Origin of the sequence: Streptomyces sp. NPDC056480 (genome assembly GCF_042795405.1) — a bacterium.
In the GTDB taxonomy this organism is placed as follows: domain Bacteria; phylum Actinomycetota; class Actinomycetes; order Streptomycetales; family Streptomycetaceae; genus Streptomyces.
This window is the reverse complement of record NZ_JBHTSA010000017.1, coordinates 66,228-92,101: the sequence shown is the minus strand read 5'-3', so window position 1 is coordinate 92,101 and position 25,874 is coordinate 66,228. Positions and strand designations below refer to the sequence as shown.

26 protein-coding genes are annotated in these 25,874 nt (G+C 73.0%); 15 read left to right on the top strand and 11 right to left on the bottom strand.

All coding sequences use genetic code 11. From position 1 onward, the window contains the following. The first annotated feature begins 80 nt into the window (after positions 1–80). Positions 81–551 carry a winged helix-turn-helix transcriptional regulator gene (locus tag ACFQ79_RS10885; RefSeq protein ID WP_383581315.1) on the top strand — a complete coding sequence of 157 codons (471 nt, stop codon included), beginning with the start codon at positions 81–83 and terminating at the stop codon, positions 549–551. A gap of 81 nt (positions 552–632) precedes the next feature. After that, positions 633–1,505, top strand: a complete 873-nt coding sequence (locus ACFQ79_RS10880) for an undecaprenyl-diphosphate phosphatase (protein ID WP_383581312.1) — start codon at positions 633–635, stop codon at positions 1,503–1,505. Positions 1,506–1,597: 92 nt separating this feature from the next. On the opposite strand, the gene ACFQ79_RS10875 is transcribed toward ACFQ79_RS10880, so the two are convergent. Next, complete coding sequence (locus ACFQ79_RS10875; protein ID WP_383581310.1) at positions 1,598–2,191, bottom strand: flavin reductase family protein; 594 nt, start codon at positions 2,189–2,191, stop codon at positions 1,598–1,600. 79 nt (positions 2,192–2,270) lie between these two features. Here ACFQ79_RS10875 and ACFQ79_RS10870 point away from each other — a divergent pair, with 79 nt between their 5' ends. Together ACFQ79_RS10870 and lnt are read left to right on the top strand one after the other, a co-directional pair. After that, entirely contained in the window at positions 2,271–2,717 is a 447-nt protein-coding gene (locus ACFQ79_RS10870; protein WP_383581308.1) for a nuclear transport factor 2 family protein, read from the top strand. A 130-nt stretch (positions 2,718–2,847) separates the two neighbouring features. After that, a complete protein-coding gene (gene lnt / locus ACFQ79_RS10865) occupies positions 2,848–4,683 on the top strand; it encodes an apolipoprotein N-acyltransferase (protein WP_383581305.1) in 1,836 nt (611 codons plus the stop codon). On the opposite strand, the gene ACFQ79_RS10860 is transcribed toward lnt, so the two are convergent. Both ACFQ79_RS10860 and ACFQ79_RS10855 read right to left on the bottom strand, forming a co-directional pair. Continuing rightward, positions 4,607–5,512, bottom strand: coding sequence for a Gfo/Idh/MocA family protein (locus tag ACFQ79_RS10860; protein ID WP_383581303.1), 906 nt, complete (start codon positions 5,510–5,512; stop codon positions 4,607–4,609). The two genes, lnt and ACFQ79_RS10860, sit on opposite strands and share 77 nt — an antisense overlap. Before the next feature lie 59 nt (positions 5,513–5,571). Next, positions 5,572–6,774: an FAD-dependent monooxygenase gene (locus ACFQ79_RS10855; RefSeq protein ID WP_383581301.1), complete on the bottom strand. Its 1,203-nt coding sequence runs from the start codon at positions 6,772–6,774 to the stop codon at positions 5,572–5,574. A 101-nt stretch (positions 6,775–6,875) separates the two neighbouring features. On the opposite strand from ACFQ79_RS10855, the gene ACFQ79_RS10850 reads away from it, so the two are divergent. The 3 genes from ACFQ79_RS10850 to ACFQ79_RS10840 all read left to right on the top strand — a co-directional run bounded on the left by ACFQ79_RS10850 (position 6,876) and on the right by ACFQ79_RS10840 (position 8,883). Further along, on the top strand, positions 6,876–7,706 hold the full coding sequence (locus ACFQ79_RS10850) for a TetR/AcrR family transcriptional regulator (RefSeq protein WP_383581299.1): 831 nt from the start codon (positions 6,876–6,878) through the stop codon (positions 7,704–7,706). Beyond that, positions 7,703–8,230 carry a DinB family protein gene (locus tag ACFQ79_RS10845; RefSeq protein ID WP_383581297.1) on the top strand — a complete coding sequence of 176 codons (528 nt, stop codon included), beginning with the start codon at positions 7,703–7,705 and terminating at the stop codon, positions 8,228–8,230. Before ACFQ79_RS10850 ends, ACFQ79_RS10845 begins: the two co-directional genes overlap by 4 nt. A gap of 164 nt (positions 8,231–8,394) precedes the next feature. Further along, positions 8,395–8,883: a hypothetical protein gene (locus ACFQ79_RS10840; RefSeq protein WP_383581295.1), complete on the top strand. Its 489-nt coding sequence runs from the start codon at positions 8,395–8,397 to the stop codon at positions 8,881–8,883. Positions 8,884–8,923: 40 nt separating this feature from the next. Here the strand turns inward: ACFQ79_RS10840 and ACFQ79_RS10835 are convergent, their stop codons facing one another. The 8 genes from ACFQ79_RS10835 to ACFQ79_RS10800 all read right to left on the bottom strand — a co-directional run bounded on the left by ACFQ79_RS10835 (position 8,924) and on the right by ACFQ79_RS10800 (position 15,647). Then, positions 8,924–9,505: a dihydrofolate reductase family protein gene (locus ACFQ79_RS10835; protein ID WP_383581293.1), complete on the bottom strand. Its 582-nt coding sequence runs from the start codon at positions 9,503–9,505 to the stop codon at positions 8,924–8,926. Between the two features lie 111 nt (positions 9,506–9,616). Further along, positions 9,617–10,090, bottom strand: a complete 474-nt coding sequence (locus tag ACFQ79_RS10830; RefSeq protein ID WP_383581291.1) for a hypothetical protein — start codon at positions 10,088–10,090, stop codon at positions 9,617–9,619. A 70-nt stretch (positions 10,091–10,160) separates the two neighbouring features. Then, positions 10,161–10,844 carry a uracil-DNA glycosylase gene (gene ung, locus ACFQ79_RS10825; RefSeq protein WP_383581288.1) on the bottom strand — a complete coding sequence of 228 codons (684 nt, stop codon included), beginning with the start codon at positions 10,842–10,844 and terminating at the stop codon, positions 10,161–10,163. Between the two features lie 111 nt (positions 10,845–10,955). Beyond that, complete coding sequence (locus ACFQ79_RS10820) at positions 10,956–12,533, bottom strand: ABC transporter substrate-binding protein (RefSeq protein WP_383581286.1); 1,578 nt, start codon at positions 12,531–12,533, stop codon at positions 10,956–10,958. Between the two features lie 148 nt (positions 12,534–12,681). Then, the gene (locus ACFQ79_RS10815) at positions 12,682–13,449 is read right to left on the bottom strand and encodes an SDR family oxidoreductase (protein WP_383581284.1); all 768 of its coding nucleotides are present in this window, start codon (positions 13,447–13,449) and stop codon (positions 12,682–12,684) included. Between the two features lie 28 nt (positions 13,450–13,477). Further along, complete coding sequence (fabG, locus tag ACFQ79_RS10810) at positions 13,478–14,239, bottom strand: 3-oxoacyl-ACP reductase FabG (protein ID WP_319311502.1); 762 nt, start codon at positions 14,237–14,239, stop codon at positions 13,478–13,480. Between the two features lie 182 nt (positions 14,240–14,421). Then, positions 14,422–14,805 carry a DUF3037 domain-containing protein gene (locus ACFQ79_RS10805; RefSeq protein WP_073902014.1) on the bottom strand — a complete coding sequence of 128 codons (384 nt, stop codon included), beginning with the start codon at positions 14,803–14,805 and terminating at the stop codon, positions 14,422–14,424. Beyond that, positions 14,802–15,647, bottom strand: a complete 846-nt coding sequence (locus ACFQ79_RS10800) for a HipA family kinase (RefSeq protein WP_383581281.1) — start codon at positions 15,645–15,647, stop codon at positions 14,802–14,804. Before ACFQ79_RS10800 ends, ACFQ79_RS10805 begins: the two co-directional genes overlap by 4 nt. Positions 15,648–15,996: 349 nt before the next feature. Here ACFQ79_RS10800 and ACFQ79_RS10795 point away from each other — a divergent pair, with 349 nt between their 5' ends. The 8 genes from ACFQ79_RS10795 (at position 15,997) to ACFQ79_RS10760 (ending at position 25,643) form a co-directional block, all read left to right on the top strand. Then, entirely contained in the window at positions 15,997–17,349 is a 1,353-nt protein-coding gene (locus ACFQ79_RS10795) for a lysine N(6)-hydroxylase/L-ornithine N(5)-oxygenase family protein (RefSeq protein ID WP_383581279.1), read from the top strand. Beyond that, positions 17,342–17,683: a cupin domain-containing protein gene (locus ACFQ79_RS10790; RefSeq protein ID WP_383581277.1), complete on the top strand. Its 342-nt coding sequence runs from the start codon at positions 17,342–17,344 to the stop codon at positions 17,681–17,683. The genes ACFQ79_RS10795 and ACFQ79_RS10790 overlap by 8 nt, the downstream gene beginning before the upstream one ends. Then, positions 17,680–18,936 carry an ATP-grasp domain-containing protein gene (locus ACFQ79_RS10785; RefSeq protein WP_383581275.1) on the top strand — a complete coding sequence of 419 codons (1,257 nt, stop codon included), beginning with the start codon at positions 17,680–17,682 and terminating at the stop codon, positions 18,934–18,936. The genes ACFQ79_RS10790 and ACFQ79_RS10785 overlap by 4 nt, the downstream gene beginning before the upstream one ends. Beyond that, positions 18,933–19,895: a class I SAM-dependent methyltransferase gene (locus ACFQ79_RS10780; RefSeq protein ID WP_383581273.1), complete on the top strand. Its 963-nt coding sequence runs from the start codon at positions 18,933–18,935 to the stop codon at positions 19,893–19,895. The genes ACFQ79_RS10785 and ACFQ79_RS10780 overlap by 4 nt, the downstream gene beginning before the upstream one ends. 55 nt (positions 19,896–19,950) lie before the next feature. Then, positions 19,951–21,168 (top strand): FAD-dependent oxidoreductase, encoded by a 1,218-nt coding sequence (locus ACFQ79_RS10775; protein ID WP_383581271.1) that lies wholly within the window; start codon positions 19,951–19,953, stop codon positions 21,166–21,168. 165 nt (positions 21,169–21,333) lie between these two features. Next, positions 21,334–22,947, top strand: coding sequence for a class I tRNA ligase family protein (locus ACFQ79_RS10770; protein WP_383581268.1), 1,614 nt, complete (start codon positions 21,334–21,336; stop codon positions 22,945–22,947). 213 nt (positions 22,948–23,160) lie between these two features. Then, positions 23,161–24,435: an ATP-grasp domain-containing protein gene (locus tag ACFQ79_RS10765; protein WP_383581266.1), complete on the top strand. Its 1,275-nt coding sequence runs from the start codon at positions 23,161–23,163 to the stop codon at positions 24,433–24,435. Further along, positions 24,432–25,643 carry an MFS transporter gene (locus ACFQ79_RS10760; protein ID WP_383581263.1) on the top strand — a complete coding sequence of 404 codons (1,212 nt, stop codon included), beginning with the start codon at positions 24,432–24,434 and terminating at the stop codon, positions 25,641–25,643. The genes ACFQ79_RS10765 and ACFQ79_RS10760 overlap by 4 nt, the downstream gene beginning before the upstream one ends. Positions 25,644–25,874 lie beyond the last annotated feature (231 nt).

Here is a 25,874-nt window from a genome sequence, read left to right as displayed (position 1 = left end):
GAGTTTGCTTTTCAAACCCATCTCGATCAATGAGTTGGACTTCCCAACCGACCGAGCCCGCGCTGCCCTAGGCTTGTCCCATGAAGGCCGCACCCCGCCCCTGCTCGATCGCCGACACCCTGGCGCTCGTCGGCGAGAAGTACTCCCTGCTCGTGCTCCGCGAGGTCTCCCTCGGCGTCCGACGCTTCGACCGGATCGCCCGCAACACCGGCGCGCCCCGTGACATCCTCACCACCCGCCTCAAGCGGCTCGTCGAGGCCGGAATCCTGGAGAAGGTGCAGTACAGCGAACGCCCCCAGCGCTTCGAGTACCGGGCCACGGCGGCCGGCGAGGAGCTCCAGCCGGTCCTGGTGACCCTGATGGCCTGGGGCGACCGCCACCTCAACGCCGACGCACGCCCGGTGGTCCTCGAGCACCGGTGCGGCGAGGTCCTCAGCCCCCGGATCGTCTGCGCCCACTGCGGGGACGAGGCCGACCGCGACAGCGTCACCGCCCACGTCCGGGCACCGGGCTGGACCACCGCGGGCCCGACGGCCCCTCAGGAGGCCTGAGCGCGGGCCCGTCATCTGGGGACGGTACGCTGCGCACGACCTTCTGACCGCACACGTACATAACGGGACGGCCCTAGCCCCATGAGTTGGTTCGAATCGTTCATCCTCGGACTCGTCCAGGGGCTGACGGAGTTCCTTCCCATCTCCTCCAGCGCGCACCTCCGCCTCACGGCGGCGTTCGCGGGCTGGGAAGACCCGGGTGCGGCCTTCACCGCCATCACCCAGATCGGCACGGAGACCGCGGTACTGATCTACTTCCGCAAGGACATCGCCCGGATCGTCTCGGCCTGGTTCCGCTCCCTCACCGACAAGGCGATGCGCTCCGACCACGACGCCCAGATGGGCTGGCTGGTGATCGTCGGCTCGATCCCGATCGGTGTCCTCGGCATCACGCTCAAGGACCAGATCGAGGGCCCCTTCCGCGACCTGCGGCTGATCGCCACCACCCTGATCGTCATGGGCATCGTCCTCGGCATCGCGGACCGGCTCGCCGCCCGCGACGAGATCGGCGGCCGCCACCGGGCGATCCGCGAGCGCAAGACGCTCAAGGAACTCAGCGTGAAGGACGGCCTGATCTTCGGCCTCTGCCAGGCGATGGCCCTGATCCCGGGCGTCTCGCGCTCGGGCGCGACGATCTCCGGCGGCCTGCTCATGGGCTACACCCGCGAGGCGGCCGCGCGCTACTCCTTCCTCCTCGCCATCCCGGCGGTGCTCGCCTCGGGCGCGTACGAACTGAAGGACGCGGGCGAGGGACACGTCTCCTGGGGTCCGACGATCTTCGCCACGATCATCGCCTTCGCGGTCGGGTACGCGGTGATCGCCTGGTTCATGAAGTTCATCACCACGAAGTCCTTCATGCCGTTCGTGATCTACCGGATCCTGCTCGGCATCCTGCTCTTCATCCTGGTCGGTACGGACGTCCTGAGCCCGCACGCGGGCGAGTCGGGCGACTGACGAAGCCACGGCCGCCTAGGCCGGCCCACGGCGGCGACGCCGCCCGACCGAGAAATGCCGGGCCCTGCTCTCAGGGCCCGGCATTCTTCGTCTCAGCCCCGGTAGGGCACGCGGGCGATCTCCTTGATGCCGCCCAGGGTGCCCCACTCGTTCTTGCCGAGCCGGGTCAGCGGGCGCATCAGCGCCATCTCGGGGTGGCCGTCGAGGAGCACCGACTCGTCGATCGCCGCGTGGACGACCCGGCCGAAGACGACCGTCGAGTCGCCGATCCGCAGCGTGCTGTGCAGCTCGCACTCGAGCGCCACCGGCGACGCCGCCACGCGCGGCGGCTTCACGCGGAGGCTCGGCTCGCGCTCGACGCCACAGGCGTCGAACTCGCTGACCCCGCGCGGAAAGTCCGTCGCCGTCGCGTTGATCTGCTCGAAGAGCCCCTCGGGGGCGAGGTTGACGACGAACTCCCCCGTCTCCTCCACGTTGCGCAGCGAGTCCTTGCGTCCGACCGAGGTGAACTGCACGACCGGCGGCGTGACCGAGGCGATGGTGAAGAAGGAGTGCGGGGCCAGATTGTCCGTACCGTCCGCCGAGGACGTGGAGACCCAGGCGATCGGCCGGGGCACGACGGTGGCGGTGAGCAACCGGTAGAAGGAGGTGCGGTCGCTCAGTTCGGGATCGATGTTCACGCGCATCCGGCCAGTATGACCGCGTCCGGCAACTCCCCCACGTACGCCCCTTGGCCCCTGGCCCGGCCTGCCCGACACTGATCCGATGACGCAGCGCGTGGACCTCGCGACCGTGATGGACCGACTCGCCGTCGACGACCTGATCACCGGGTACGCGGCGGCCGTGGACGACGCCGACTGGACCGCCTACCGGGCGCTGTTCTCCCCGGACGGCCGGGCCGACTACCGGGGTTCGGGCGGCGTCGAGGGCCCGGCGACCGAGGTGGCCGACTGGCTCGCCGAGACGTTGACGCTCTTTCCCGTACGCCAGCACCTCATCGTGAACCGCCGTGTCCTCTTCCGCGGGCCGGCCGGGTACCCGGAGAACGGGGACACGGCGGAGATCCGCGCCGACTACGTCAACCCGATGCGCTTCACCTCCGGCGAGGACTTCGTCTGCGGGGGCCGCTACGCGTTCGGGGCGGTGCGAACCGCAGACGGCTGGCGGCTTACCTCGGTCGTCGTCGACGAGCGCTGGCGCCGGCACGGCTGACCGCCACGCCCGGCCCCGCTGCCGCCGCCGCCCCCGGGGGATCCTTCCGCCCCCGGTCACCACGACGGACCGCCCGAGCCGCGCCGAACCCGGTCACGCCCGACACTGAAGGCAAGGGCGGAGGCATGCCATGCGAAATCCGTTCGTACGACGGGGCCAGGCCGACGAGCAGGGTCGGGACCGGGACCAGGACGAGGAGTGGGACCGGGACCGGGACGAGGACTGGGACCGGGACCGGGACCGGGACCGGGACCGGGACCGGGATCCGGGCCGAGACCCGGGCCGAGACCCGGGCCGAGACCCGGCGCCGGGCCGGGACCAGGCCCCGGGCCGTGTCCCGGGAGGCCGGAGCCGGCGGCGCGGCCTCGTCCGTTCCCTGCTCGCCGTCGGCTGCGGCGCGCTGCCCGCGCTCGCCTTCCCCGCCCCCGGACTCTGGTGGTGGGCGTATCTCGCGCTCGTCCCCTGGCTTCTCCTGATCCGTACGGCTCCGGGAGCACGCCGGGCCGCCCTGGACGGCTGGCTGGGCGGGATCGGCTTCGTGTTCGCCGTCCATCACTGGCTGCTGCCCAGCCTGCACGTCTTCCTCCTCCCGCTCTCCGCGCTGCTCGGCCTGCTGTGGCTGCCGTGGGCCTGGCTCGTGCGGTCCCTGCTCGGTGGTGCGCCGTCGGCGCTGCGGGCCGCCACCGCCCTCGTCGCGGTGCCCTCCGGCTGGCTGCTGATCGAGCTGGTGCGCTCCTGGGAGGGGCTGGGAGGTCCCTGGGGGCTGCTCGGGGCGAGCCAGTGGCAGGTGCCCGCGGCGCTCCGGCTGGCCTCGGTCGGCGGGGTGTGGCTGGTGACCGCGCTCGTGGTGGCGGTGAACACGGCCGTGGCCCTGCTCGTGGCCGCGCCGGGGCTGCGCACGGTCGGGGTCGCGGGGCTCGCGGGCTGCGCGCTCGTGGCGGGTACGGCCGCCTGGGGGGTGGGGACACCGCGCGTGAGCGGGACGGTGCGGGTGGCCCTCGTACAGCCGGGGGTGTTCGACGGTGCGGACGGGGCGGAGCGGCGGTTCGACCGTGCCGAGGAGCTGACCCGCTCGCTCGCCGGGCAGCGCCTCGACCTGGTGGTCTGGGGCGAGAGCGGTGTCGGCGCCGATCCGGCCGGCCGGCCCGATCTCGCCGCCCGGCTCACCGCACTCTCACGGGAGGTCGACGCGCCGCTCCTGGTCAACGTGGACGCGCGGCGGGCCGACCGGCCGGGCATCTTCAAGAGTGCCGTCCTGGTCGGTCCGGCGGGACTGACGGGTGACCGCTACGACAAGATGCGGCTCGTGCCGTTCGGCGAGTACATCCCCGCGCGCGGTGTGCTGGGCTGGGTGACGTCGTTCGGCAAGGCCGCCGACGAGGACCGTCGGCGGGGCACCACGCCGGTCGTGATGCGGCTGCCCGCCACGGGCTCCGGCAGCGGGGACGGTACGCGCGACGCCGTCGGGGACGTCACCGGAGGCAGCGCCCGGGAACCGCTGATCGGCCCGCTCATCTGCTTCGAGTCCGCCTTCCCCGACATGAGCCGGAACCTCGTGCGCGACGGGGCCGGCCTCCTCGTCGTCCAGTCGTCGACCAGTACCTTCCAGGAGAGCTGGGCGCCCGCCCAGCACGCGTCCCTCGCGGCGCTCCGGGCCGCGGAGACGGGCCGGCCCGTCGCCCACGCGACGCTCACCGGGGTCAGCGCGGCGTACGGCCCCGACGGCCGCAGGATCGGACCGGTGCTCGGTACGGACGCGAGCGCCGTCGCCGTCCGCGAGCTGCCGCTCTCGGACTCGACGACGGGCTACGTCCGCTGGGGCGACTGGCCGTTGTACGGGGCGCTCGCCGTGGTGGGCGCGGTGTGCGCGGCCGAGGGCGCCGGCGCGTTCAGGAGGCCTGGATCAGCGCCTCGCGCACGACGCGCTCGCACAGCTCGTGGGTCCGCAGGGCGTCCCTGGCACTGAGCACCCGCCCGTCGCGTACGGCGTCGAGGAAGGCCAGTACGGCCTGCTCGATACCGCGCTGGCGGGGCACCGGCACCCAGTCGCCGCGCCGCCGCAGGGTCGGCTGGCCCTTGTGGTCGACGACGTCGGAGAGGTTGACGACCTGGCGCTTGGTGTCCTGCCCGGAGACCTCGAGGATCTCCTCGGTGGAGCCGTTCATCCGGTTCATCATGCCGATGGCGGTGAACCCGTCGCCGGAGAGCTGGAGCACGACGTGGTGCATGAGCCCCTCGCGGATCCGGGCGCGCACGTCGACGTGCTCGATCTCGCCGGGGAGCAGGAACCGCAGGGTGTCGACGACGTGGATGAAGTCGTCGAGCACGAAGGTGCGGGGGTCCTCGGGCAGGCCGATGCGGTTCTTCTGAAGGAGGATCAGCTCGCGCGGGTGCTCGGCGCACTGGGCGTACGAGGGGGCGAGGCGCCGGTTGAAGCCGACGGCGAGCCCGACGGACCGCTTCTCGGCCAGTTCCACGATCCGCTCGGACTCGGCGTACTCGTAGGCGAGGGGCTTGTCGACGTACGTGGGGACGCCCGCGTCCAGGAGCCGGCCGGCGATCTCGGCGTGCGCCGCGGTCGGCGCGTGGACGAAGGCGGCGTCGAGTCCGGCGGCGAGCAGCGAGTCGAGGTCGCCGTGGCGCTGTGCGGCGGGCAGGTGGAGGGTTTCGGCGACCCGGTCGAGCGTGGCGCGGGTGCGGGTCTGAAGGTGGAGTTCGACCCCGGGGAGGGTGGCGAGGACCGGAAGGTAGGCCTTCTGCGCGATGTCGCCGAGTCCGATGCAGCCAACCTTCACGGGTTCTCCCTTGTCGTGTCCACAGGCCCCGTACGGGTGGGCCGTTCGCGCTGGTCAGCTTACGCGGACCGGGCCGGGGCCATCGGCGGCCGCCAGTCGGCGATGCCGTCGAAACCGCGCAGGACGAGCCCCGGGCCGAACCGGGAGACCGCGCTGACGAGCGTGGCGCGCAGCGCGACGGCGGGGCGGGCGGCGAGCAGGGTGACGGCTCCGGTGCGGGCGGCCTTGCGGACGATCGCGGTGGTACGGGGAAGGCGGTCGGCGGTGTACGCGGCGAGGGCGCGGCTCGGGACGAAGTCGGGTGCGGGGCCGACGCGGTGGGCGCCGATGTGGTGGGCGAGGACGACGGCGTCCTCGATCGCCTGGTTTCCGCCCTGGCCGAGGCTCGGCATCATCGCGTGCGCGGCGTCGCCGAGGAGCGCGACCCGGCCCCGGTGGAAGGCCGGCAGCGGGTCGGGCAGGTGGTGGACGTCGTGGCGGAGGACCTGTGCGGGGTCCGTGGCGGCGAGGATCTCGGGGACGGGGTGGTGCCAGTCGCCGAACAGGCGCAGGAGTTCGGCCTTCTCGTCGTCGGGCGCCCGGCCGCCGGCGGGGGCGGCGGCCATCGCGTACGCGTAGGTCCTGCCGTCCTTGAGGGGCTGCGTCCCCCACAGGCGCCCGGCGCCCCAGGTCTCGTGCGGGGCGAACGGCCGCTCGGGGGCCGGGACGACGACCCGCCAGGTGGTGCAGCCGGCGTACCGCGGGCCGGGGTGCCCGGGGAAGAGGGCGTGCCGCGCCGCGGAACGGATGCCGTCGGCGGCGACGACGAGTGCGGCCTCGATCTCTCCGTCGGGGGTGGCGAGGCGGGCGGGGCGGTGGTCGTCGCCCGGGTCCACGAGCGTGGCGGCCGCTCCGGTGCGGACGGTCCCGTCGGGGAGGGCCGAGGTGAGGATGTCGACGAGGGTGGCCCGGTGGAGGAGGACGAGTGGCCCGCCGAAGCGAGCGGCGGCGGCCCTGGCGTTCGTACGGGCGAGCCAGCGGCCGTCGGGGGCGCGCATGCCGCCGTCGCCCTGCCAGGCGGCGAGGTCGCGGACGCGGTCGCCGAGGCCGATGACGTCCAGGGCGCGCTGGGCGTTGGGGGCGAGGCCGATGCCGGCGCCGACGGGGGCGAGGTCGGCGGCCCGCTCAAGGACGGTGACCTGCCGACCGCTGCGGTGGAGGGCGACGGCGGCGGTGAGTCCGCCGATGCCGGCTCCGACGACGACGGCACGGTGCTGTTCCATGGCTGCTCCTCGATCGGGTGACTACAGGTGTAGTACGTCCGGTGGTGCGACCGTACTACAGATGTAGTGATGCGGGTAGTGGCCGGTTGTAGGTTGTCCTCATGACCTCAGCGACGCCCTCCGCTGCCCCTCCCGGCCCTGCCGGATCCACCGGCGCTTCCGCCACCCCCGGCACATCCGGCACTTCCGCCACCCCCGGCACTTCCGACTCCCCCGTTTCCCCCGCCTCCCCCGCCTCCCGCGCGGACCGGATCGGCGACGCCGCCCTCGACCTCCTCGTGGAGCGCGGGATGCGGGGCCTGACCCATCGGGCGGTGGACGAGCGGGCGGGACTGCCGCAGGGGTCGACGTCGAACCACGCCCGCACCCGCCAGGCACTCCTGGAGACGGCCGTACGACGTCAGGTACAGCTGGAGTCCCGGGTCCTGACCCCGGACGAACTCCCGGGCGCCGCCGGGCCCGGGGCGGCGGAAGGGGCGCGGACCGGGGCGCCCGAAGGGGGCCTCGCGGGGGCGCCCATCGGCACCGACACCCTCGTGGACGTGCTCTCCCTCGCCCTGCACCGCTATCTCACCGATCACCGCGCGCTGCTCGTCTCCCGCTACGAGCTGGCCCTGGAGGCGACCCGGCGCCCCGAGCTGCGCGCCTTCTTCGACGCCGCAGGTTCCGTCTTCCACGGCCCTCTGATCGCGATGACGGCGGCGGCCGGATCGCCCGATCCCGAGCGCCACGCGCTCTCCCTCATCGCCTGGTGCGAGGGGCTGATGTTCTCCTGCGCCGCCGGGTCCTTCCACGCGGCCGTGCCGAGCCGCGCGGAACTGCGCACCGGGTTCGACGAGTTGCTGCGCGGCATGCTCGGCGGCGGCACCGTCCCGGGGCGCGGGGAAAGCGCTGGCGCGGCCGGTGATCGTGGGGGACGATGCCGCGCATGACCACCGAACGCACCGAAACCGTCCCCCGCGTCGACCCGTCCACCACCTCGGGCGAGCGCGAGGCGCTGGAGCAGTGGCTCGACTTCCATCGCGCGACCCTCGCCAGGAAGTGCGAGGGGCTCGACGACGCCCAGCTGCGCACCCTGTCCGCCCCGCCGTCGGAGCTCAGCCTGCTCGGCCTCGTCCGCCACATGGCGGAGGTCGAGAACGGCTGGTTCCGCAACGTCCTGGCGGGCGAGAAGGCCGGCTGGATCTACTCGACCGAGGAGGACCGCGACCGGGACTTCCACCTCACCGACGAGGACACCTACGAGGAGGCCCACGCGACCTGGCAGGCGGCGATCACCCACGCCCGCACCGTGGCCGCCACCCGCGGTCTCGACGACCTGGGCGAGGGCGAGCACCACAGCGGGAAGCGGTACAACCTGCGCTGGATCTATCTGCACATGATCGAGGAGTACGCCCGGCACAACGGCCACGCGGACCTCGTCCGGGAACGGATCGACGGCGCGACCGGCGACTGAGCGTCCCCGCGCCGGGGACCGGTCGGAATCCGGCCGCGGGACCGCACGGCCGCTCGACCGGATGACCAGGCGGGTCAAGGCGGGTCCCGTGCCGCTCACCCGTGCGGGGCATTCCCCTCCGGTAGGGGCGCGAAGATCACCGCCGGGCCAGCAGAGTTGCGCGGGTGCATGGAACCCGAACAACAGCGAAGATCCTGGTCGGGGCGGCCGTGGCCGCCCTCGCGGGCTGCGTCTCGGTGGACACCCCGCCGACGGCGCCCGCTCCCGCGTCCGCCGCGGAGACCGTACGCCCCGGCCAGGACGTGGCCCCGCAGATCGTCGAGGGACCGGCCCTGGAGGCCCTCGAAGCGGCGCTCCCCGCTGCTCCCCCGCCGTCCGCCACGCCCCGCGCGACGCCCTCGCCCGAGGCGCGCCGCCGGGAAGCGGCTCCGCCCCGCCCGGAGGCGTCGCGCCCCGAGTCCGTACCGCGGCAGCGCGAGCGTCCGCGCCCGGAGACCCGGCCGCCGCTGCCCGGACTGCCGGCGGAACCGGCCGGGCTGCCGAAGATCCCGCCGGTCTCCCGGGCGGACGTCTGCGACCTGGGCGAACGGTACGGCGGCTGGGCGCCCGGCAGCGACCCCTCACGCATCTGCCACGGCACGTACGGCCGTTGAGGCTCCCGGGCGCACGTCTACGCGTACCCGCCCGGGCCGGTCAACGGCGCACCCGATAGCGCAGGTGAAGCACCCGGTCGCCCTGGATGACCTCGTCGGGATCCTCCAACAGGTGCTGTGCGCGGACCGACCCGAAGTAGCGCTTGCCGGACCCGAACACGACGGGTACGACGTCCATGCGCACCTCGTCGACCAGGCCCGCGGCCAGGACCTGGCCACCGACGTCACCGGCCGCGACCTCGACGATGCGGTCTCCCGCGAGCTCCCGCGCCTTGGCCACGGCCGCCTCGATGCCGTCGGCGAAGTGAAACGGGGCCTCGGGATCCCAGCCCCGGGGCGCCGGCCGGTGCGTCACGACGACCACGTGGTCGATCCCGCCCGGCGGCTTCCCGGCCCAGCCGTCCGTCAGGTCGAAGACGTGGCGGCCGACGATCGTGACGCCGATCCGGTCCCAGTACGGCCGGGTGTAGTCGTAGGACGTCTGCGACACCTTCAGCTCGCCGCTCCCGTCCAACGGGACGTCACCGCTGGACAACCAGTCGAACAGCGGTCCGGGCAGGTCGCTCTCGTCCGCGACGAAGCCGTCCACCGACACCGAGCCGTACATGACCACCTTGCCCACAGGGCTCTCCTCCGCTTCGGGATGCCTCGAATCTGCTTGGGGTGCCTCGAACCGGTGGGTCGTCGCGAGCCGGTCCGCCCCGGTGGGGAACCGATCGGCCGGCCCCGGTTCTCACACCCCCCGGAGCCGCAGCTCCAGGCGCTCGATCGCGGCCCGGACCCCGTTCCCGTAGCCGTCGTCGTCGAGGTGGTCCGAGGCGGCGCGGGCCCGGTCCAGATGGACCCGCGCGGCGTCGGGCCGCTGGAGCTTGACGTAGTCGGCGGCCAGGTTGAGGTGGAGGGAGGGGTACAGCGCCCGGAGGGCGATCGCGGAGCCGTGCTCGGCGAGCCGCTCGCCCGCCAGGCCCTCCGCCGCACTCAGGGCCCGCAGGTCCCAGGCCAGCTCGGTGTCGGGGTCGTCCTGGGCATCCGCCATGTAGTGCGCGAGGGTGCATCGGTGCAGGGGGTCCCCGTCCGGGCCGATCTGCTGCCAGAGCAGCCCGAAGCGGTTGCGTGCCTCCTCGCGATCGCCGCCGTGGAGCAGCATCATCGCCTGCCCGATCCTGGTCATGACCCCGTCGTCCGACACCTGCTGCTGCTCGGTCACCGCGACCTCCACCCGCTCACCCACTGGGAGAGCCGACGCTAGCCGCACCGGGGCCGGATCGGGCCGAGGCTCAGCCGAGGTCCGGGATGCGCCAGTCGATCGGCTCGTGTCCCTGGGCCGCGACGGCCGCGTCGATCTGGGTGAAGGGCTTCGATCCGAAGAACTTCTTCGCCGAGAGCGGCGAGGGGTGGGCGCCCTTGACCACCACGTGCCGCTCCTCGTCGATGAGGGGCAGCTTCTTCTGGGCGTAGTTGCCCCAGAGGACGAAGACGGCGGGGTCGGGGCGCGAGGCGACGGCGGTGATCACCGCGTCGGTGAACTTCTCCCAGCCCTTGCCCTTGTGCGAGTTCGCCTCGCCGGAGCGGACGGTCAGCACGGCGTTGAGCAGGAGGACGCCCTGCTGGGCCCACGGCATCAGATAGCCGTTGTCCGGGACGGGGTGGCCGAGCTCGGCCTGCATCTCCTTGTAGATGTTCCGCAGGGAGGGCGGGGTCTTCACCCCGGGCTTGACCGAGAAGCAGAGACCGTGCCCCTGCCCCTCGCCGTGGTACGGGTCCTGACCGAGGATCAGGACCTTCACCCGGTCGTACGGAGTGGCGTCGAGGGCGGCGAACACCTCGTCCTTCGGCGGGAAGACCGGTCCCCTGACGCGCTCCTCCTCGACGAACTCGGTGAGCTGCGCGAAGTACGGCTTCTGCAGCTCCTCGCCGAGAACACCCCGCCAGGACTCGGGCAGCATGCTGGTGTCGGTCACGGTCAACAACCTCCGGTGGACGTTCCTGTTACTCGTCCCCGAACCTACCGGGGGCCACTGACAGTGGCCCCCGCAGGTTCCCGGCTCCCGGCTCCTCGCCGGCCCCGGGTCCTACCAGCTGGCCCGGCGGCTGAGCTCCCAGAGCTGCATGACGGTCTGCGGGTCGAGCGCGCCCTCGCCGCCGCCGATGTCGTCACGGGCCGCGATGTACAGCTTGCCCTGCCACAGGGGCAGCAGCCGGACGTCCTGGACCATGATCTCCTGGGCCTCCACGAACTCGTCCGTGACGGTCCCGCGGTCGCTCTCGCGGCGGGACTTCGGGAGCAGTTCGCCGGTGATCCTGGGGCTCACGTACGGCGTGCCGAGGACGTTCTCCTTGCCGACGAACGGCGCCACGAAGTTGTCCGGGTCCGGGAAGTCGGGGAACCAGCCGCGGCCGAAGACCGGGTACTCGCCCTTCTGGTAGCCCGCCTGGAAGTCCTTCCAGGGCTTGCCCTCGATGGCGACCTCGAAGAGGCCGGTCTCCTCCAGCTGGCGCTTGAGTTCCTTGAACTCGGCGGCCGTCGAGGAGCCGTAGCGGTCCGTCGTGTACCAGAACTTCAGCTCGACGGGCTCGGTGATGCCGGCCTCGCGGAGGATCTTCTTGGCCTTCTTGGCGTCCGGGTCCCCGAAGCGGTCGAAGAACTTGGTGGTGTGAGCGGCGATTCCCTTGGGCACCATGGAGTACAGGGGCTCGGCGGTGCCCTGGTAGACCTTGCTGACCAGTTCGTCGCGGTCGACGATCTGGGCGATGGCCTTGCGGACCGCGGGCTTGGCGATCGTGGGGTCCTGGGTGTTGAAGACCAGGTAGCGGATGTCGGCGCCGGTCGACTCGACGATCTGCAGACCCTGGTTCTCGGGCTTGTCGTCCTGGAGTTCGACGACCTCCTCGGCGGTGAGGCCGCGGTAGGTGGCGTCGATCTCCTTCTTCTTGAGCGCGGCGACCATCGCCTCGGACTCGTCGAAGTACCGGATGGTCACGCCGCCGTTCTTGCGGTCGGCGAAGCCCTTGTACGTGGGGTTCTTGGTCAGCTCCGCCGACTCGTGCTCGGTGTACGAGTCGAGGACGTACGGGCCGGAGCCGGTGAGCTTGCCGTCCGCGCGGAGCCGGTCGGCCGGGTACTCGGCCGGGTCCACGAGGGACATCGCCGGCGTGGCGAGGACCATCGGGAAGGTGGCGTCCGACTTGTTGAGCCGGAAGACGACGGTCCGGTCGCCGACGGTCTCGATCTTGTCGAGCGAGCCGAGCATGCCGTTCGGGCCGCCCTTGTGGTTGATCGTGCGGATGCGCTCGATCGAGTACTGCACGGCCTTGGCGTCCAGCTTGTGCCCGTTGGAGAACGTGAGGCCCTCCAGGAGCTTGCACTCGAAGACCCGGCTGGAGGTGTCCGAGAACTTGCAGTCCGCGGCGTCGGAATCAGGGGTCGTGCTGCCTGTCGGGAAACTCACCAGGGTCTGGAATACATTCCGGAAGAGCTCCCAGGAATTGTCCCAGGCGGCAGCCGGGTCAAGCGTGGTGGGAGAGCTCGTCGTACCGACGACGATTCTCTGATCCCCGGCCGAATCACTGTCAGAGAAGACACTGCATCCGGTTACCAGGGATATGGACACAAGGGCTGCAGCGGCCTGCAGACTGGTCCGGTTGAACACGTGCACGCTCCTCGTTCAGCCACGGGTCGGCCGACGATACCGCAGCACCCCGTCAGGTCAATGTTCGAGCCTGACGGGGCACTTAAGGCATTCGACGTATAACCGGGTTCAATCCGGACACGAAATCCGGAAAGTGTCCGATTATCGGTCACCCGACTCCGGCGTTCAGGAAAATCCCGCCGTCGACCACAAGGGTCTGGCCAGTGATCCACTCCGACTGCGACGAGGTCAGGAAGGCGGCCGCGCCGCCGATGTCCTCGGGCTCGCCGAGCCGGCCGAGCGGGTAGGCGGCGGCCGCCTCCGCCTCCCGGCCCTCGTACAGCGCCTGCGCGAATTTCGTCTTCACGACCGCCGGGGCAATCGCGTTGACCCGCACGAGCGGGGCGAATTCATGGGCCAGCTGAATGGTCAGATTGATCATCGCGGCCTTGCTGATGCCGTACGCGCCGATGAAGGGCGAGGCGGAGACACCGGCGACCGAGGCGATGTTCACGATCGCCCCGCCGTGCTCCTTCTGCCAGGCGTGCCAGGTCCGCTGGGCGAAGCCGAGCGCCGAGACCACGTTGGTCTCGAAGACCTTGCGGGCCACCCCGAGGTCCAGGTCGGCGATGGGACCGAAGACCGGGTTCGTGCCGGCGTTGTTGATCAGGAAGTCCACCCGGCCGAAGCCGTCCATCGCCGCCTCCACGGCGGCGGCCTGGTGCGCCTCGTCGTGGGCCTTGCCGGGGACGCCGATCGCCCGGTCGGCGCCGAGGCGCTCCACGGCCTCCTTGAGGGCCTCCTCGCCGCGTCCGGTGATGACGACCCGGTCGCCGCGGGCGACGAGCGCCTCGGCGATGCCGTAGCCGATGCCCCGGCTGGCGCCGGTGACGAGGGCGACCTTGCCGGAAAGCTCCGGCCGTGCCTGTGCGGTCATGTCTGCCTGCTCCTCTCGATGCCGGTCGTCAGTTGAGCGGGCCGCCGGCCACGTACATGACCTGGCCGGAGACGAAGCCGGCGTCGTCGCCGGTGAAGAACGCGATCGCGTTGGCGACGTCCTCGGGGCGGCCGACCCGCTGCACCGGGATCATGGACGCGGCGGCGGCCTGGAAGTCCTCGAAGCCCATGCCGACGCGCTCGGCGGTCTGCGCGGTCATCTCGGTGACGATGAAGCCCGGGGCGACGGCGTTGGCGGTGATGCCGAACTTGCCGAGCTCCTTGGCGAGGGTCTTGGTGAGGCCCTGGAGACCGGCCTTCACGGCCGAGTAGTTGGCCTGGCCGCGGTTGCCGAGGGCCGAGGAGGAGGAGAGCGACACGATCCGGCCGAAGCCCGCGTCCACCATGTGCTTCTGGCAGGCCTTCGCCATCAGGAAGGCGCCCTTGAGGTGCACGTTCATGACGAGGTCCCAGTCGGACTCCGACATCTTGAAGAGCAGGTTGTCGCGGAGCACACCCGCGTTGTTGACGAGGATCGTCGGAGCGCCGAGCTCGGCGGCGACGCGCGCGACGGCCGCCTCCACCTGGGCGCTGTCGGAGACGTCGCAGCCGACCGCGAGGGCGGTGCCGCCCGCGGCGGTGATCTTCTCGACGGTGTCCTTGCAGGCCGCCTCGTCGAGGTCGAGTACGGCGACGGCGCGGCCCTCGGCCGCGAGGCGGAGCGCCGTGGCGGCCCCGATACCCCGTGCGGCACCCGTGACGACGGCTACGCGCTGCTCGGTGGTGGACATGCTTGGTTCTCCTCGCCCTTGGATCGTCCCTGGTCGCGGTCGAACCGGTCACCCGCTCCTGCGTCCCGCACATGAGCGACCGCTTAGTATCGTCCGCAGAACGAGACGCTAGAAGCCCTGGCACCCGGTGTCAACGGCCCACCGGGTGCACCCGGTCACTCCCCGTCGCCGGGCGAGGGCGGTCAGCGCACGAGGAGGTCGAGCAGCCGCTCCACCTCGGCCTCCGGGTCCGCGGTGAGGCCGGTGTGGACGGGCCCCGGCTGGACGACCGTGGAGCGCGGCGCGATCAGCCAGCGGAAGCGCCGGCCGGCGTCGTCGCCCGCGGCCTGGCCGGCGGCGTCACCCCCCAGGCAGACCCCCTCGACCGCGCGCAGGGCGGCCCGCACCCCGGTCACGTCGGCCGCCGGGTCGAGCACCGACAGCTTCGCCTCGTCCAGGTGCGTCCGGGCGGCCACGTAGGAACGGGCGCGGCAGTAGACGACCACGCCCGCGTTGAAGCACTCGCCGCGCTCGACCCGCGGCACCACGCGCAGCAGCGCGTACTCGAAGACATCGCGGTCGGTCACGGGGTGCTGTCCTTCTCGGTGGAGTGCGTCCGGGGCGCGAGGCGCTCGGCGAGCCAGCCGGGCGGCTGCTGCGGCCTGGTCTCGGTCCGCGGGCCGAGCGTGATCCGCTCGTGGATGGTGGCGGCGCGCGGCAGCAGCGCCGCGACGTAGGCGGCCCGCACCTCGTCCGTGCCGGCGAAGCCGGGCTCGTCGACGAGCCACTCGTCGGGCACGTCGGCGGCGATCTCGTCGAGCAGTTCGCGGGTGACGAGCGGGGCCAGCTCGGCGGCCGCGGCGGCGATGTCCGGCGCGTAGCGGGCGAGTACGTGGTCGGAGGCGTCGTACGGCTTGGCGGCGGACGCCTGGGCGCCGGGCCAGTTGTGGTGCCAGATCATGGTGGCGCCGTGGTCGATGAGCCACAGGTCGCCGTGCCAGACGAGCATGTTCGGGTTCCGCCAGGAGCGGTCGACGTTGTTGATCACCGCGTCGAACCAGACGACCTTGCCGGCCTCGACGGGATCCACCTCGTACGCCAGCGGGTCGAAGCCCAGCGAGCCGGGGAGGTAGTCCATGCCCAGGTTGAGTCCGCCGCTCGCCTTGAGCAGCTCCTGCACCTCCTGGTCGGGCTCGGAGAGTCCGATGACGGGGTCGAGCTGAATCGTGACGAGCTCGGGCACCCGCAGTCCGAGCCGGCGGGCGAGCTGCCCGCAGATGACCTCGGCGACCAGGGTCTTGCGCCCCTGGCCGGCGCCGGTGAACTTCATGACATAGGTGCCGAGGTCGTCGGCCTCGACGATCCCGGGGAGCGAGCCGCCCTCACGCAATGGCGTGACATAGCGGGTTGCAATGACCTCTGTTAGCATTTTCCCAGGCTATCCCAGGGCTGAACCAAGCAATCAAAGGTTCAGCCCCTTTTTGCGTTCCCGCGCGACGGCGATCTCGCCAATTTACACCGGGGAGTGGCCGGGCCGACACGCGGCGCCACCGGAACCCCCTCTTTAACTGGATTTTCAGTCAGTGACAATGCGCCGGTCCGGCACGCCGTCCGCCCGCACCCCTCCGGCAAGGAAGGGGCGCCGACATGATCCATGTCTGTTGACTGTGCTCCACGCCGCGCCGCGGACCGCCCTTCCGGCATGGACACCGTTGTGTCCAGAGGGAGTTGACAGGCATGCACATCACCGAAGACCGGCCATGGGAGCTGGGGCTCCCGTGACCGACGCCTCCCGCGGGACCCCCCGCTCGTCACCCGACCTCGTCGGCATCGGCATCGGGCCGGCGAACCTGGGGCTCTCCGCCCTCCTCGACCCCGAACAGGACCTCGTCACCCGGTTCTTCGAACGCCGGCCGCGCTTCGGCTGGCACGACGGGACGATGCTCCCCGACGCGAGTCTCCAGGTCTCGCCGCTGAAGGACCTGGTCACCCTGGTCGATCCGACCTCCCGGTTCTCCTTCCTCAACTTCCTCGCCGAGGAGGGCCGGCTCTACCGGCACCTCGTCGCCTCGCGGAGCGGAACCCCGCGTGAGGAGTTCGAGCAGTACTACCGCTGGGCGTCCGGCCTGATGCCACAACTGGAGTTCGACACCGCCGTCGAGGAAGTCGCCCTGGAAGGAGGGACGTTCGTCGTCTCCGGCGCCGACGGCCCGCTGGCCACCACCCGCACGATCGTGCTGGGCACCGGCAAGGAGCCGTACATCCCCGGCTGCGTCGCCCCGCGGGGCGACCACGTGATCCACTCCGCCGACATCACGCGCCGGCGACCCGCCACGCGCGGCAGGAAGGTCGTGGTGATCGGCGGGGGCCAGTCCGGCGCCGAGATCGTGCACTGGCTGCTGGGGGACGACGAAATGCTCCCCTCCTCGCTCGTGTGGTCCACCCGGCGGGACGGCTTCCTCCCCCTGGACGACTCCGCGTTCAGCAACGAATGGTTCTTCCCCGGCTACGTACGCCACTTCACGCGCCTGCCCGCCGCACGCCGGGCGGAACTGCTGCGCCGTCAGCGGATGGCGAGCGACGGCGTGTCGTCCGAACTCCTCGACGCGATCCACGCGCAGCTCTACCGTCTCGACGCCCTGCGTCCGGGAAGCTGCGCCTACCGGCTGAGCCCAGGGCAGGAGCTGGTCGCCGTGGAGGGCGGCCCCGACGGCCCCCTCAGCGTGGTCACCCGGGACATCGACACCGACAGCGTCCTCCAGGAGCGGGCCGACGTCGTCGTTCTCGCCACCGGCTACCACTCCCCCTTCCCGGGCTTCCTGGAGCCGTTACGGGACCGCATCGCGACGGCCGGAGACGGCGACGGCGCGGACTTCCGGGTGCGGGACGACTACTCCATCGAGTTCGACGCCCCCGACGGCCTCCGGATCTTCGTCCAGGGGGCGGCGACCCGCACCCACGGAGTGGCCGACGCCAACCTCAGCCTGATGGCCTGGCGGAACGCGGTGATCGCCAACGCCGTCGCCGGACGCGAGCTCTACCGGACGGAACGGGACACCACGACGGTCGCCTGGTCGTCGACGCCCGCCGCAGCCGTCCGCACCCCCCACGAAAGGACCACCCATGCATGACGCACCCCTCTCCGGGGGCGGCCCCCTCACGTGCCTCCCGGAGATCCCCGGGCCGGACGGGATCACCCTGCGCGAGCACGACCTGACCGGAGTCCCCGCCCCCTTCTCCTCCTCGGTGTTCGTGGTGCCGCCGGGCGCCGCGACCGATGTCGACGTCCACGGCGTCGTCGAGACGTGGTTCATCGGGGCCGGGGAGGGACACGTGGAGTACGCGGGTGACGCGTACCCGGTGCGCACGGGCGACTCCTTCCACTTCGCGACCCGCGAGCGGCACCGTGTGCGGAACTCCGGCACCGGTGCGCTGACCGTCTTCTCGGTGTGGTGGTCGGCATGAGCACGATCCTGGTCCTGGGCGGGGCCGCGCCCGAGGGAGCGGGCCACGGACGCGATCTGAGCCTGCGTGCCCTGAGCCAGTTCAAGGCCAGGGGCAGCCGGGTCGTGGTGACCGACACGCCGGACGCGCTCGCCGCCGCGCCCGAGTACGCCGCCCTCGCGGACGAGACGCACCCCCTCGACCACACCGACCCCGAGGCCTGTGTGGCATGGGCCCTGGAGTACGGCGAGCACCATGCCGTGGACGCGGTGACGGGATTCCGGGAGTACTCGGTCCTCGCAGTCGCCCGGGTCGCCGATGCCCTCGGCCTCCTCGGCAACCGGCCCGAACTCGTCCGCACCGTCCGCACCAAGGACCTGTGCCGGCGGCGGCTGGGAGAGCTCGGCTTCCGGCAGCCGGCCTCCGCGCTCTGCGCCTCCGCCGAGGACGTCACCTCCTTCCTCACCCGGCACGGCGGTCCGGTCGTCGTCAAGCCGCGCGACGCCGCGGGCAGTGAGGGCGTCGTACGGGTGGACCGCGCCGGCGACGTGGCGAAGGCTCTGACCGCGGCACGGCGCGGGGCGGAACACGAGCCCGTGCTGGTCGAGGAGTTCGTCGGCGGGCCGGAGTTCAGCGTGGAGGGCGTCTTCGTGGACGGCACTCCGCACGCCCTCGCCGTCACCCGCAAACTGCTCGCACCGGGCACGTTCGTCGAGGCCGGACACACGACCCCCGTCGTCCTGCCCTTCGGGGGACACACGGAGATCGCCCTGGAGGCGACGCAGGCACTGCGGGCGCTCGGGCTGACCCACGGGATCTTCCACGTCGAGTGCTGGCTCACCCACCGGGGCCCCGTCCTCGGCGAGATGCACGTGCGGCCCGGCGGCGACTGGCTGCACGCCATGGTCGAGTGGGCCTGCCCCGGACTCGAGCTCTTCGGTGCCCTCCACGACGATCTGCTCGGACTCCCGGTGCCGCTGCCGACCGGGCCGACGCGGGGCGCCGCCGTGCGCTTCGTCCTGCCGGAACCGGGTGTGGTCACCGGCGTCGACGGCTGGGACCTCCCGGCCGCGCGGCCCGGGCTGATCCACGCCGAACTCTCCGTCGCCCCGGGGGACATCGTCCCGCCCGCCGCCTCGTCCGCCGACCGCGTCGGCACGGTCTGCCTCGGAGCGGAGAGCGCGCAGGCGGCGGATCGCGGGATCGAGGCGTTCCTCGACGGCTTGAAGGTGCGCACACGGGCGACACGGACGACGGAAGAGGGCATGGCATGAGCGACGGATCGTCCACCGGCTCCGCCGTGGCGGAGATCGCCGAGGAATGGGACTCGTACCAGGAGGTCCCCGCCATCGACGCGGCGTACGCGGAGGCGCTCGGTGACCAGTTCGCCGGGCAGTTCAGCGGGGCGACCCCGGACTACCTGGAGCGCCTCGCCGCACGGCTGGGCTGGTCGGAGGGCACCCGGGTGCTCGACGCCGGATGCGGCACCGGCGGGCTGACCGCCGCGCTCGCGGGGCGGACGGGCTGCGAGGCCGTGGGCCTCGACGCCAGCCCCGCCGCCGTCCGGGTCGCCCGCGCGCGCCTGGCCGGTGGCGCCCGGGACGACCGGACCTCCGACGGCAGGGTGAGCTACCTGGTCGGCGACATGGCGGCCCCCGACGTGCCGCCACGGTCGTTCGACGCGGTGCTGGCCATCGGTTCGGGGTACTGGTCGGATCCGGCCGTGGCCGTACGCAACTGGCGGACGGTCCTGCGCGGGGCGCGTCCCGCGGTGGTCGTCGTGATCAGCCGCATCCTGCGCCCGCAGACCTCCCGGGACATCGAACTCACCCTCCAGGAAGGCCTCTTCGCGCCGTGCCCGGACTGGGAGGGAGCGCTGGCCGCGGCGGGCTTCCACGTCGAGGTACGGGATCTGACGGCGAACGACGCGGAGTGCGTGGAACGGCTCCACGCGGCGCTCGCCCGTCGACTGCCCGAACTGCGCGCGCAGATGGGGCAGCGGGTCGGCGAGCGGTACGTGGCCGAGGTCGAGGTGCTGCGGGATGAGCACAGGGCCGGGCGGATGCGCCGTACGGAGATCGTGGCCACGCTCGTCGGCGCCCTCGATGCCGATCCCGATATCGATGTCGATCCCGAGGCCTATCCCGATCCCGAGGCCTATCCCGATGCCGATGCCGATGCCGATGCCACCGCTCCTGCCGATGACGACGGCCGTGCAGTCGATGAGCGCTGACCCCGCTCGCACCGGGTGTCCGGAGCGGGAGACGGGGACGGGAACGGGGACCAAGGTGGAGACGGGGACGGAGTCGGAGACGGATGTCGCGGTGGTCGGCGGTGGCATCATCGGTGCCGCGATCGCCCTGCGCGTGTCCGCCGCACATCGCGGCCGTCGCATCACGGTGCTCGACCAGGGGGACACGGCCCCCGGCTCCGGCTCGGCCACCCGGCGCTCGCTGGGCGTCCTGGCCCCGTGGGCGAGCACGCCCGGCCAACGGCGGCTGCTGGAGCGCGGCGCGGTGTGGACGGAGGACCCGGCCGTCCGTGCACTGCTCCGGCCCCACCTGCGGCGGGTGCCGGTCCTCGTCGTCGCCCGAGCCGCCACGCTGGACACGATGGCCCGGCACACGATCGGCACGCGTATGGATCCCGCGTCCGGCGAACTGACCGGCGCCGCCCGTGCGGCCTGGGGCGAACCGCTCCTCGGGCGGGGCGACGGGCTGGCCACCGTCCGCGGTGGAATCACCGTCATGGACACCGCCGGTGCCGCGGCGGCCCTGCTGGACGCGGTGGCCGGTGCGCACGGCCGCGTCAGGCTCGGCGCGCGGGTGACGCGGATCGAGTCCCGGAGCGGTTCACAGCGACTCCTGCTGGCCGACGGGGGCCTGGTCTCCACCAGCCGGACGGTACTGGCCACCGGTGCGTGGCCGGGACCCGAGGTCGCCTCCCAGGGCCCGGAGCGACCGCCGTGGCGCACCAAGAGGATGGCCGCGCTGCGCATCGACCGCGACCTGCCGCCCGGCGCACCCCTGCTCTGCTTCCCCGACGACGACCTGTTCCTGCTCCCCGCGCCGGACGGCACCGGCGCCCCCGGAGGGGGGTGGGCGAGCTTCCGGTGCGAGGAGTGGGACGTCCCGCCCGGCACCGGAGGCGACGGGGGCGGCCCACGAACGGAGGGCCAGGCCGGTCCCCGAACGGGCGACCGGGCCGGCCCGCGGACCGGGGACCAGGCCGGCCCGTGGACCGGGGACCAGGCCGGCCCGTGGACCGGGGCCACGTGGAGCCCGCGCACCCTGGCGGCGGGCCGGGCGGTACTCGCCGGGCGCCTGCCGGGACTCGCACCCGCTGCCGTCCCCGGCCCGGCCGCGGTCGACGGCTACACCCCGGACCGCACGCCGCTCACCGACCGGCCGGCCCCCGGTGTCGTCCGGGCGGCGGCCGCCTCCGGTGGCGGCGCCCGCTTCTCCTGGGGCATCGCCGACCGGGTCCTGGAGCTGCTGGCGCTGTGACCTCCCTCCGCGCCCCCCGCGCTCCCGCGCGGGCCGAGTCCGCCGCGCCCCGTCCCGTCTCCCCCGCCGCCTGAACTCCCCCGCGCCCGTGGCCCCGCGCCTCGGGCCCGGGGGGCACCACCTTCGTGTCGCCTTCGCGCCCTCCCTCATACGTACGGACTCCGCATGCCCGACCATCTGATCCTTGCCGCCCTGCCCACCCCCAACGGGGAGCTCCACCTCGGACATCTCGGCGGTCCCTTCCTGGCGGCCGACGCCCTGGCCCGCCATCTGCGCGCCGAGGGCCACCGGGTCACCACCGTCTCGGCCACCGACGGCTGGGAGTCGTACGTCCTCGACGCCGCGCGGCGCGAGGACCGGACGCCGGAGGAGACCGCCCTCGACTACCACGCCCGCATCCGGGACGCGCTGCACGCGACGGACTGCGCACCCGACGTCTTCCTCGACGTCCATGACGAGCCGGCCGCACGGGACCACCGCGCCTGGCACCACTGGCTCGCCGAGCGGCTGACCGAGCGGGGACGCGTCGAGCCACGCGACGAGCGGCTGCTCGCCGAGGCGTCCACCGGCGAGGAACTCGTCGCGTACCGGCTCGCCGGGCGCTGTCCGGCCTGTGGCGAAGGCGTGGCCGGATACGCCTGCGAGGCGTGCGGGATGTGGTTCCAGCCCGGCGGTGTGCGAGACCCCCGCGCCCGCCACGCCCGCACCCGCGTCACCGAGACCGACACCCGCTCGGCGTTCCTCCGGCTGGACTCCGACTCCCTCCTGTCCATGGTCCGTGCACGGCGGGTGCCCGACGGCTACGTCGACCTCGTCCGCCGGTACCTGGAACTCAACGGTCACACCTGGCGGTTGACCCACCCGCTCGGCTGGGGCGTCCCGTGGACCACGGGCGGCGACCTGGGGCCCCGGCAGGTCCACTCGACGTACGCCCTCGGCACGACGGCGATGTTCCTGCTCGCCGGCCGGGAGCACGCCCGCCGGCACGGCCTGCCGGGCAACCCCCTGCTGCCGGGTGGCGGGGACCGGCCCCGGTTCACCCTGTGTTTCGGCATGGACGGCGCGCTGCCGCTGCTCATGCAGCTCGCCGTGCAGGAGGCCGCCGACGTGCCGTCCGCACCGGACGCGTACCGCTTCAACCAGTTCATGACCCTGGACGGGGAGAAGTTCTCGACCAGCCGTCACCACGTCATCCGCGTGTCGGACTACGTGGCGGCCGGGCTGGACACGGACGCGCTCCGCTTTCACCTGGCGCGTCTCGACCCGGGTGAGAAGCCGACCGACTTCACGCCCGAGGCGTTCGCCGACGACGTGGCGGTGACGCTGGTGGGCCGCCTCGGCCGGGTGCTCGACCTCTGCGAGGCCACGGCCCGTCACCGCACCGGCCCGCCCGCCGCACGGCCCACGGATCCGAGCCGCGCGCGCGTGCTCGGGCGGTACGAGGAGACGGTGCGGCGGCACAGGAGGGCCTTCGCCACGGGGGACCTCGCGGAAGCGGCAGCGGCGGTCGACGACTGGCTGGCCGTGGCGCCCGCAGCGGCCGAGGCCGCGGGGGCGACCGCCGCCCTCGCCGTACTGGCCGCGCTCGGCGCGCCCCTCATGCCGCGGTGGGCGGCACGGGTCTGGGCCTGTCTTTCGCTCCCCGGTACCCCGGCGCCGGACGCGGCCGGAGCCCTTCTCGCCGCCGACGACGGCCGTCGCCCCATGTCCGGGCGGCTGCCACGTTTCGAGCCGGTGAGCGCCCCGGTCGTACGGGAACTCACCACACGGCCCCGCTGATCCGCACGGCCCCGCCGCACGGCCCGGCCCCGCCGAATCCGCCAGCCCCGGCAGCCCCGCCGAACGCCACAGCTCCGCCGGACCCGGCAGCCCCACCGAAGGCCACAGCCCCAGCAGCCCCGCCAGCCCCACCGAACGCCACGGCCCCGCCGGACCCGGCGTGACGGACCGTCGCCCCGCTCGCCCCTCCCTCCCGCACCTCACGGAGTACGTATGCCTGCCGTCCTGTTCGTCAACGCCCGCCGGTCGCCGCTGGAGGTCAACGCCACCGCCCTCGCCGCACACCGGCTCGGCTACGACGTGATCGTCCTCGCCGACCGCCGGCCGCCCTTCGCCTCCGAACTCGTCGCCGAGACCCGGGTCGTGGACACCTTCGACTCCGCGGCCGCCCGCGCCGCGGCCCTCGACCTCACCCGCCGCCACGACGTCCACGGCGTCCTCACCTGGGGTGACCGCGACGTCGAGTTCGTCGCCGCGCTGGCGGCCGAGCTCGGCCTGCCCGGACTGCCGGTCGAGGCCGCCCGTACCGTCCGCAACAAGTACCTGACCCGCGAGGCCCTCGCTACGGCCGGCCGGCCCGACCTGATGCCCGCCTATGCCCGCGTCCACGACGAGGCCTCGCTGCGCGCGGCCGTGGCGCGGGTGGGGTTCCCCGCGATCCTGAAGCCCACGAGCGCCTCCGGCAGCCGCGGCATCCACCGGGTCGACGACGCCTCCGGCCTCGACGAGGCGTACGGGCTGCTGCGGTCGTTCACACGGCCCGAACGCGATCCCATCTTCCGCGCCCGGCCCGGCGAGCTGATCCACGAGGAGTTCGTCGACGGCACCGAGCACAGTGTCGAGGGCCTCGTCGTCGGCGACCGGCCGCAGATCGTCGGCATCACCGACAAGTGGGTCGCTCCCGACTACTCGATCGAGTACCTACAGGTCCATCCGACCGCGCTGGACCCGGTCCGGCGGCAGGCCGTCGAGGCGCTGACCGAGGTCACCGTGCGGGCCACCGGCCTGCGCGACTGCGCCTTCCACCTGGAATGCCGTGTGCTGCCGGACGGCACGGTGAAGCTCATCGAGGTCGCCGGGCGGATCGGCGGCGGGTACATCACCTCCCATCTGATCCCGCTGGCCACCGGCATCGACTTCTACGCGGCGGCCATCGCCGTGGCCACCGGGAACGCTCCCGACCTCACCCCGCGCACGGCGTTCCACGCCGGCTCACGGCAGCTCATCAGCCCGCGGTCGGGCGTCTTCGCCGGATTCGGCGGCCTCAACGCCGTCCTCGAACTCCCCGGCGTGGAACACATGGCCCTCGACCAGGCCGTCGGCACCCCGGTGGCCCTGCCACCGGCGGACTACATGAGCTGCGTCCTCGGCTCCGTCGTCGCGCGGCGGGGCAGCCACACCGCCGTGCGCGAGGTTCTGGAACGCGCGGCGGACGCGGCGAGTCCGGTCCTCACGGAACCCTCGGACGACGCCGGGGCCTCACGATGAGCGCGGACGCGCCCTCCCGCTCCCGGGCGGCGGAAGGCCGTGCGGCGCACAGGGCCGTGCTCGCCCAGTGGACCCTGGCCTGCTGTGCGGTGTGGGCCCTGCTGACCGTGCTCCCGCTGCACCTCACCCAGACCCGTCATCTGAGCGCGGGCACCGTGGCGGCCCTGGTGACGGAGGGCGTCGTCTGCCTGCGCCTGATGCGCGTCCTCGCGGGGCAGGCGCTGGGCAGGCTGCGGCCCGCCACGGCGATCCGGCTCGCGCTCGGACTCGGCGCTGCGGCGTTCGCCGTGCTCGCGGCGGCCGGCGGACATCCCGTGGCCCTGGCCGCCCTGCTCCCGGTCGTCGGCCTGGCGTTCGGGATGAACGCGATGGCGCTGAAGCTCATCGCTGCGGCCGCCCCCGCCGCCGGCCGGACGAGGGGCTTCGCCGCGCAGGCCGTGGCCGTCAACATCGGCATGGCGCTGGGCCCGCTGGCAGGTGTCGCCGTCCAGCAGCGGTTCGGGATGGCCGCCTTCTGCCTCGCGGCGGCGGGGGCCAACCTCGTGGCACTGGGTCCGGTGCTCGCCGTACGTCCTCCCGAGGGTGCCGACCGGAAACCCGCCGGTGTGCCCCTGCGCGCACAGCTGTCGCTGCTGGGAAGGGACCGGGGACCGCGCGTACCGCTCGCGCTGATCGCCCTCGGGTTCGTCCTCTACACCCAGCTCTTCGCCACGCTCCCGCTCCATGCGAGCACCATCCTGGGGAGCGACGGCTCCCTGGGCACGGTGTTCCTCGTCAACGGGCTGCTGATCATCGTGCTCCAGCTGCCGCTGGTCCTGCTGACGGATCGGCTGGGGCTCTCGCCTGGCACGCTCTGCCTGCTGGGCTTCGGCTGCTTCGCCGCGGCCTTCGCCTGCCTCGGCGCGGGGTGGGGAGCGGTCGGGCTGTTCACCGGGGTCGTGTGCGTGACCTTCGGCGAGATGTTCCTCATGCCGTCGCTCGACGTCCTCGTCGGCGCGTCGGGCCCCTCGGACCGCCACGCGGTGTACTTCTCCCTGGCGGCGCTGGCCACGGGGCTCGGGGAGGCGCTCGGCAGCTTCGTCGGCGTCCGGGTGGCGAACGCGCCCGGGCTCGGGGCGCCGTGGCTGTACGCCGGACTGGCGACGCTCACCGCCGTGGGGGTGGGGGTCGTCGCGGCGGTGCGGGTGTCACGGAGCCGCCGGACCTGACCTCGCCGTCGGCGGCGCGGGCCGGGCCGGTCTTCCGGGGCCGGGCGTTCCGCACGGCGGGCGGCTCGCGCGTCCGGCCTTCGGCACGGCACGCGGCCCACCGGTTCGGTCTTCGGCACGGCGGGCGGCGGTCCGCCTGTCCGGCGTACGGCACGGCGGGCGGCGGTCCGCCTGTCCGGCGTACGGCACGGCGGGCGGCGGTCCGCCTGTCCGGCCTACGGCGCGGCGTGG

Coding starts and splice junctions, on each gene's coding strand:
- ACFQ79_RS10785 (WP_383581275.1), top strand. CDS start 17,680: ATGAGCACGATCCTGGTCCTGGGCGGGGCCGCGCCCGAGGGAGCGGGC.
- ACFQ79_RS10780 (WP_383581273.1), top strand. CDS start 18,933: ATGAGCGACGGATCGTCCACCGGCTCCGCCGTGGCGGAGATCGCCGAG.
- ACFQ79_RS10875 (WP_383581310.1), bottom strand. CDS start 2,191: ATGCGCGTGAACATCGATCCCGAACTGAGCGACCGCACCTCCTTCTAC.
- ACFQ79_RS10790 (WP_383581277.1), top strand. CDS start 17,342: ATGCATGACGCACCCCTCTCCGGGGGCGGCCCCCTCACGTGCCTCCCG.
- ACFQ79_RS10880 (WP_383581312.1), top strand. CDS start 633: ATGAGTTGGTTCGAATCGTTCATCCTCGGACTCGTCCAGGGGCTGACG.
- lnt (WP_383581305.1), top strand. CDS start 2,848: ATGCGAAATCCGTTCGTACGACGGGGCCAGGCCGACGAGCAGGGTCGG.
- ACFQ79_RS10855 (WP_383581301.1), bottom strand. CDS start 6,774: ATGGAACAGCACCGTGCCGTCGTCGTCGGAGCCGGCATCGGCGGACTC.
- ACFQ79_RS10760 (WP_383581263.1), top strand. CDS start 24,432: ATGAGCGCGGACGCGCCCTCCCGCTCCCGGGCGGCGGAAGGCCGTGCG.
- ACFQ79_RS10885 (WP_383581315.1), top strand. CDS start 81: ATGAAGGCCGCACCCCGCCCCTGCTCGATCGCCGACACCCTGGCGCTC.
- ACFQ79_RS10765 (WP_383581266.1), top strand. CDS start 23,161: ATGCCTGCCGTCCTGTTCGTCAACGCCCGCCGGTCGCCGCTGGAGGTC.
- ACFQ79_RS10800 (WP_383581281.1), bottom strand. CDS start 15,647: ATGCTAACAGAGGTCATTGCAACCCGCTATGTCACGCCATTGCGTGAG.
- ACFQ79_RS10815 (WP_383581284.1), bottom strand. CDS start 13,449: ATGACCGCACAGGCACGGCCGGAGCTTTCCGGCAAGGTCGCCCTCGTC.
- ACFQ79_RS10850 (WP_383581299.1), top strand. CDS start 6,876: ATGACCTCAGCGACGCCCTCCGCTGCCCCTCCCGGCCCTGCCGGATCC.
- ACFQ79_RS10870 (WP_383581308.1), top strand. CDS start 2,271: ATGACGCAGCGCGTGGACCTCGCGACCGTGATGGACCGACTCGCCGTC.
- ACFQ79_RS10770 (WP_383581268.1), top strand. CDS start 21,334: ATGCCCGACCATCTGATCCTTGCCGCCCTGCCCACCCCCAACGGGGAG.
- fabG (WP_319311502.1), bottom strand. CDS start 14,239: ATGTCCACCACCGAGCAGCGCGTAGCCGTCGTCACGGGTGCCGCACGG.
- ACFQ79_RS10845 (WP_383581297.1), top strand. CDS start 7,703: ATGACCACCGAACGCACCGAAACCGTCCCCCGCGTCGACCCGTCCACC.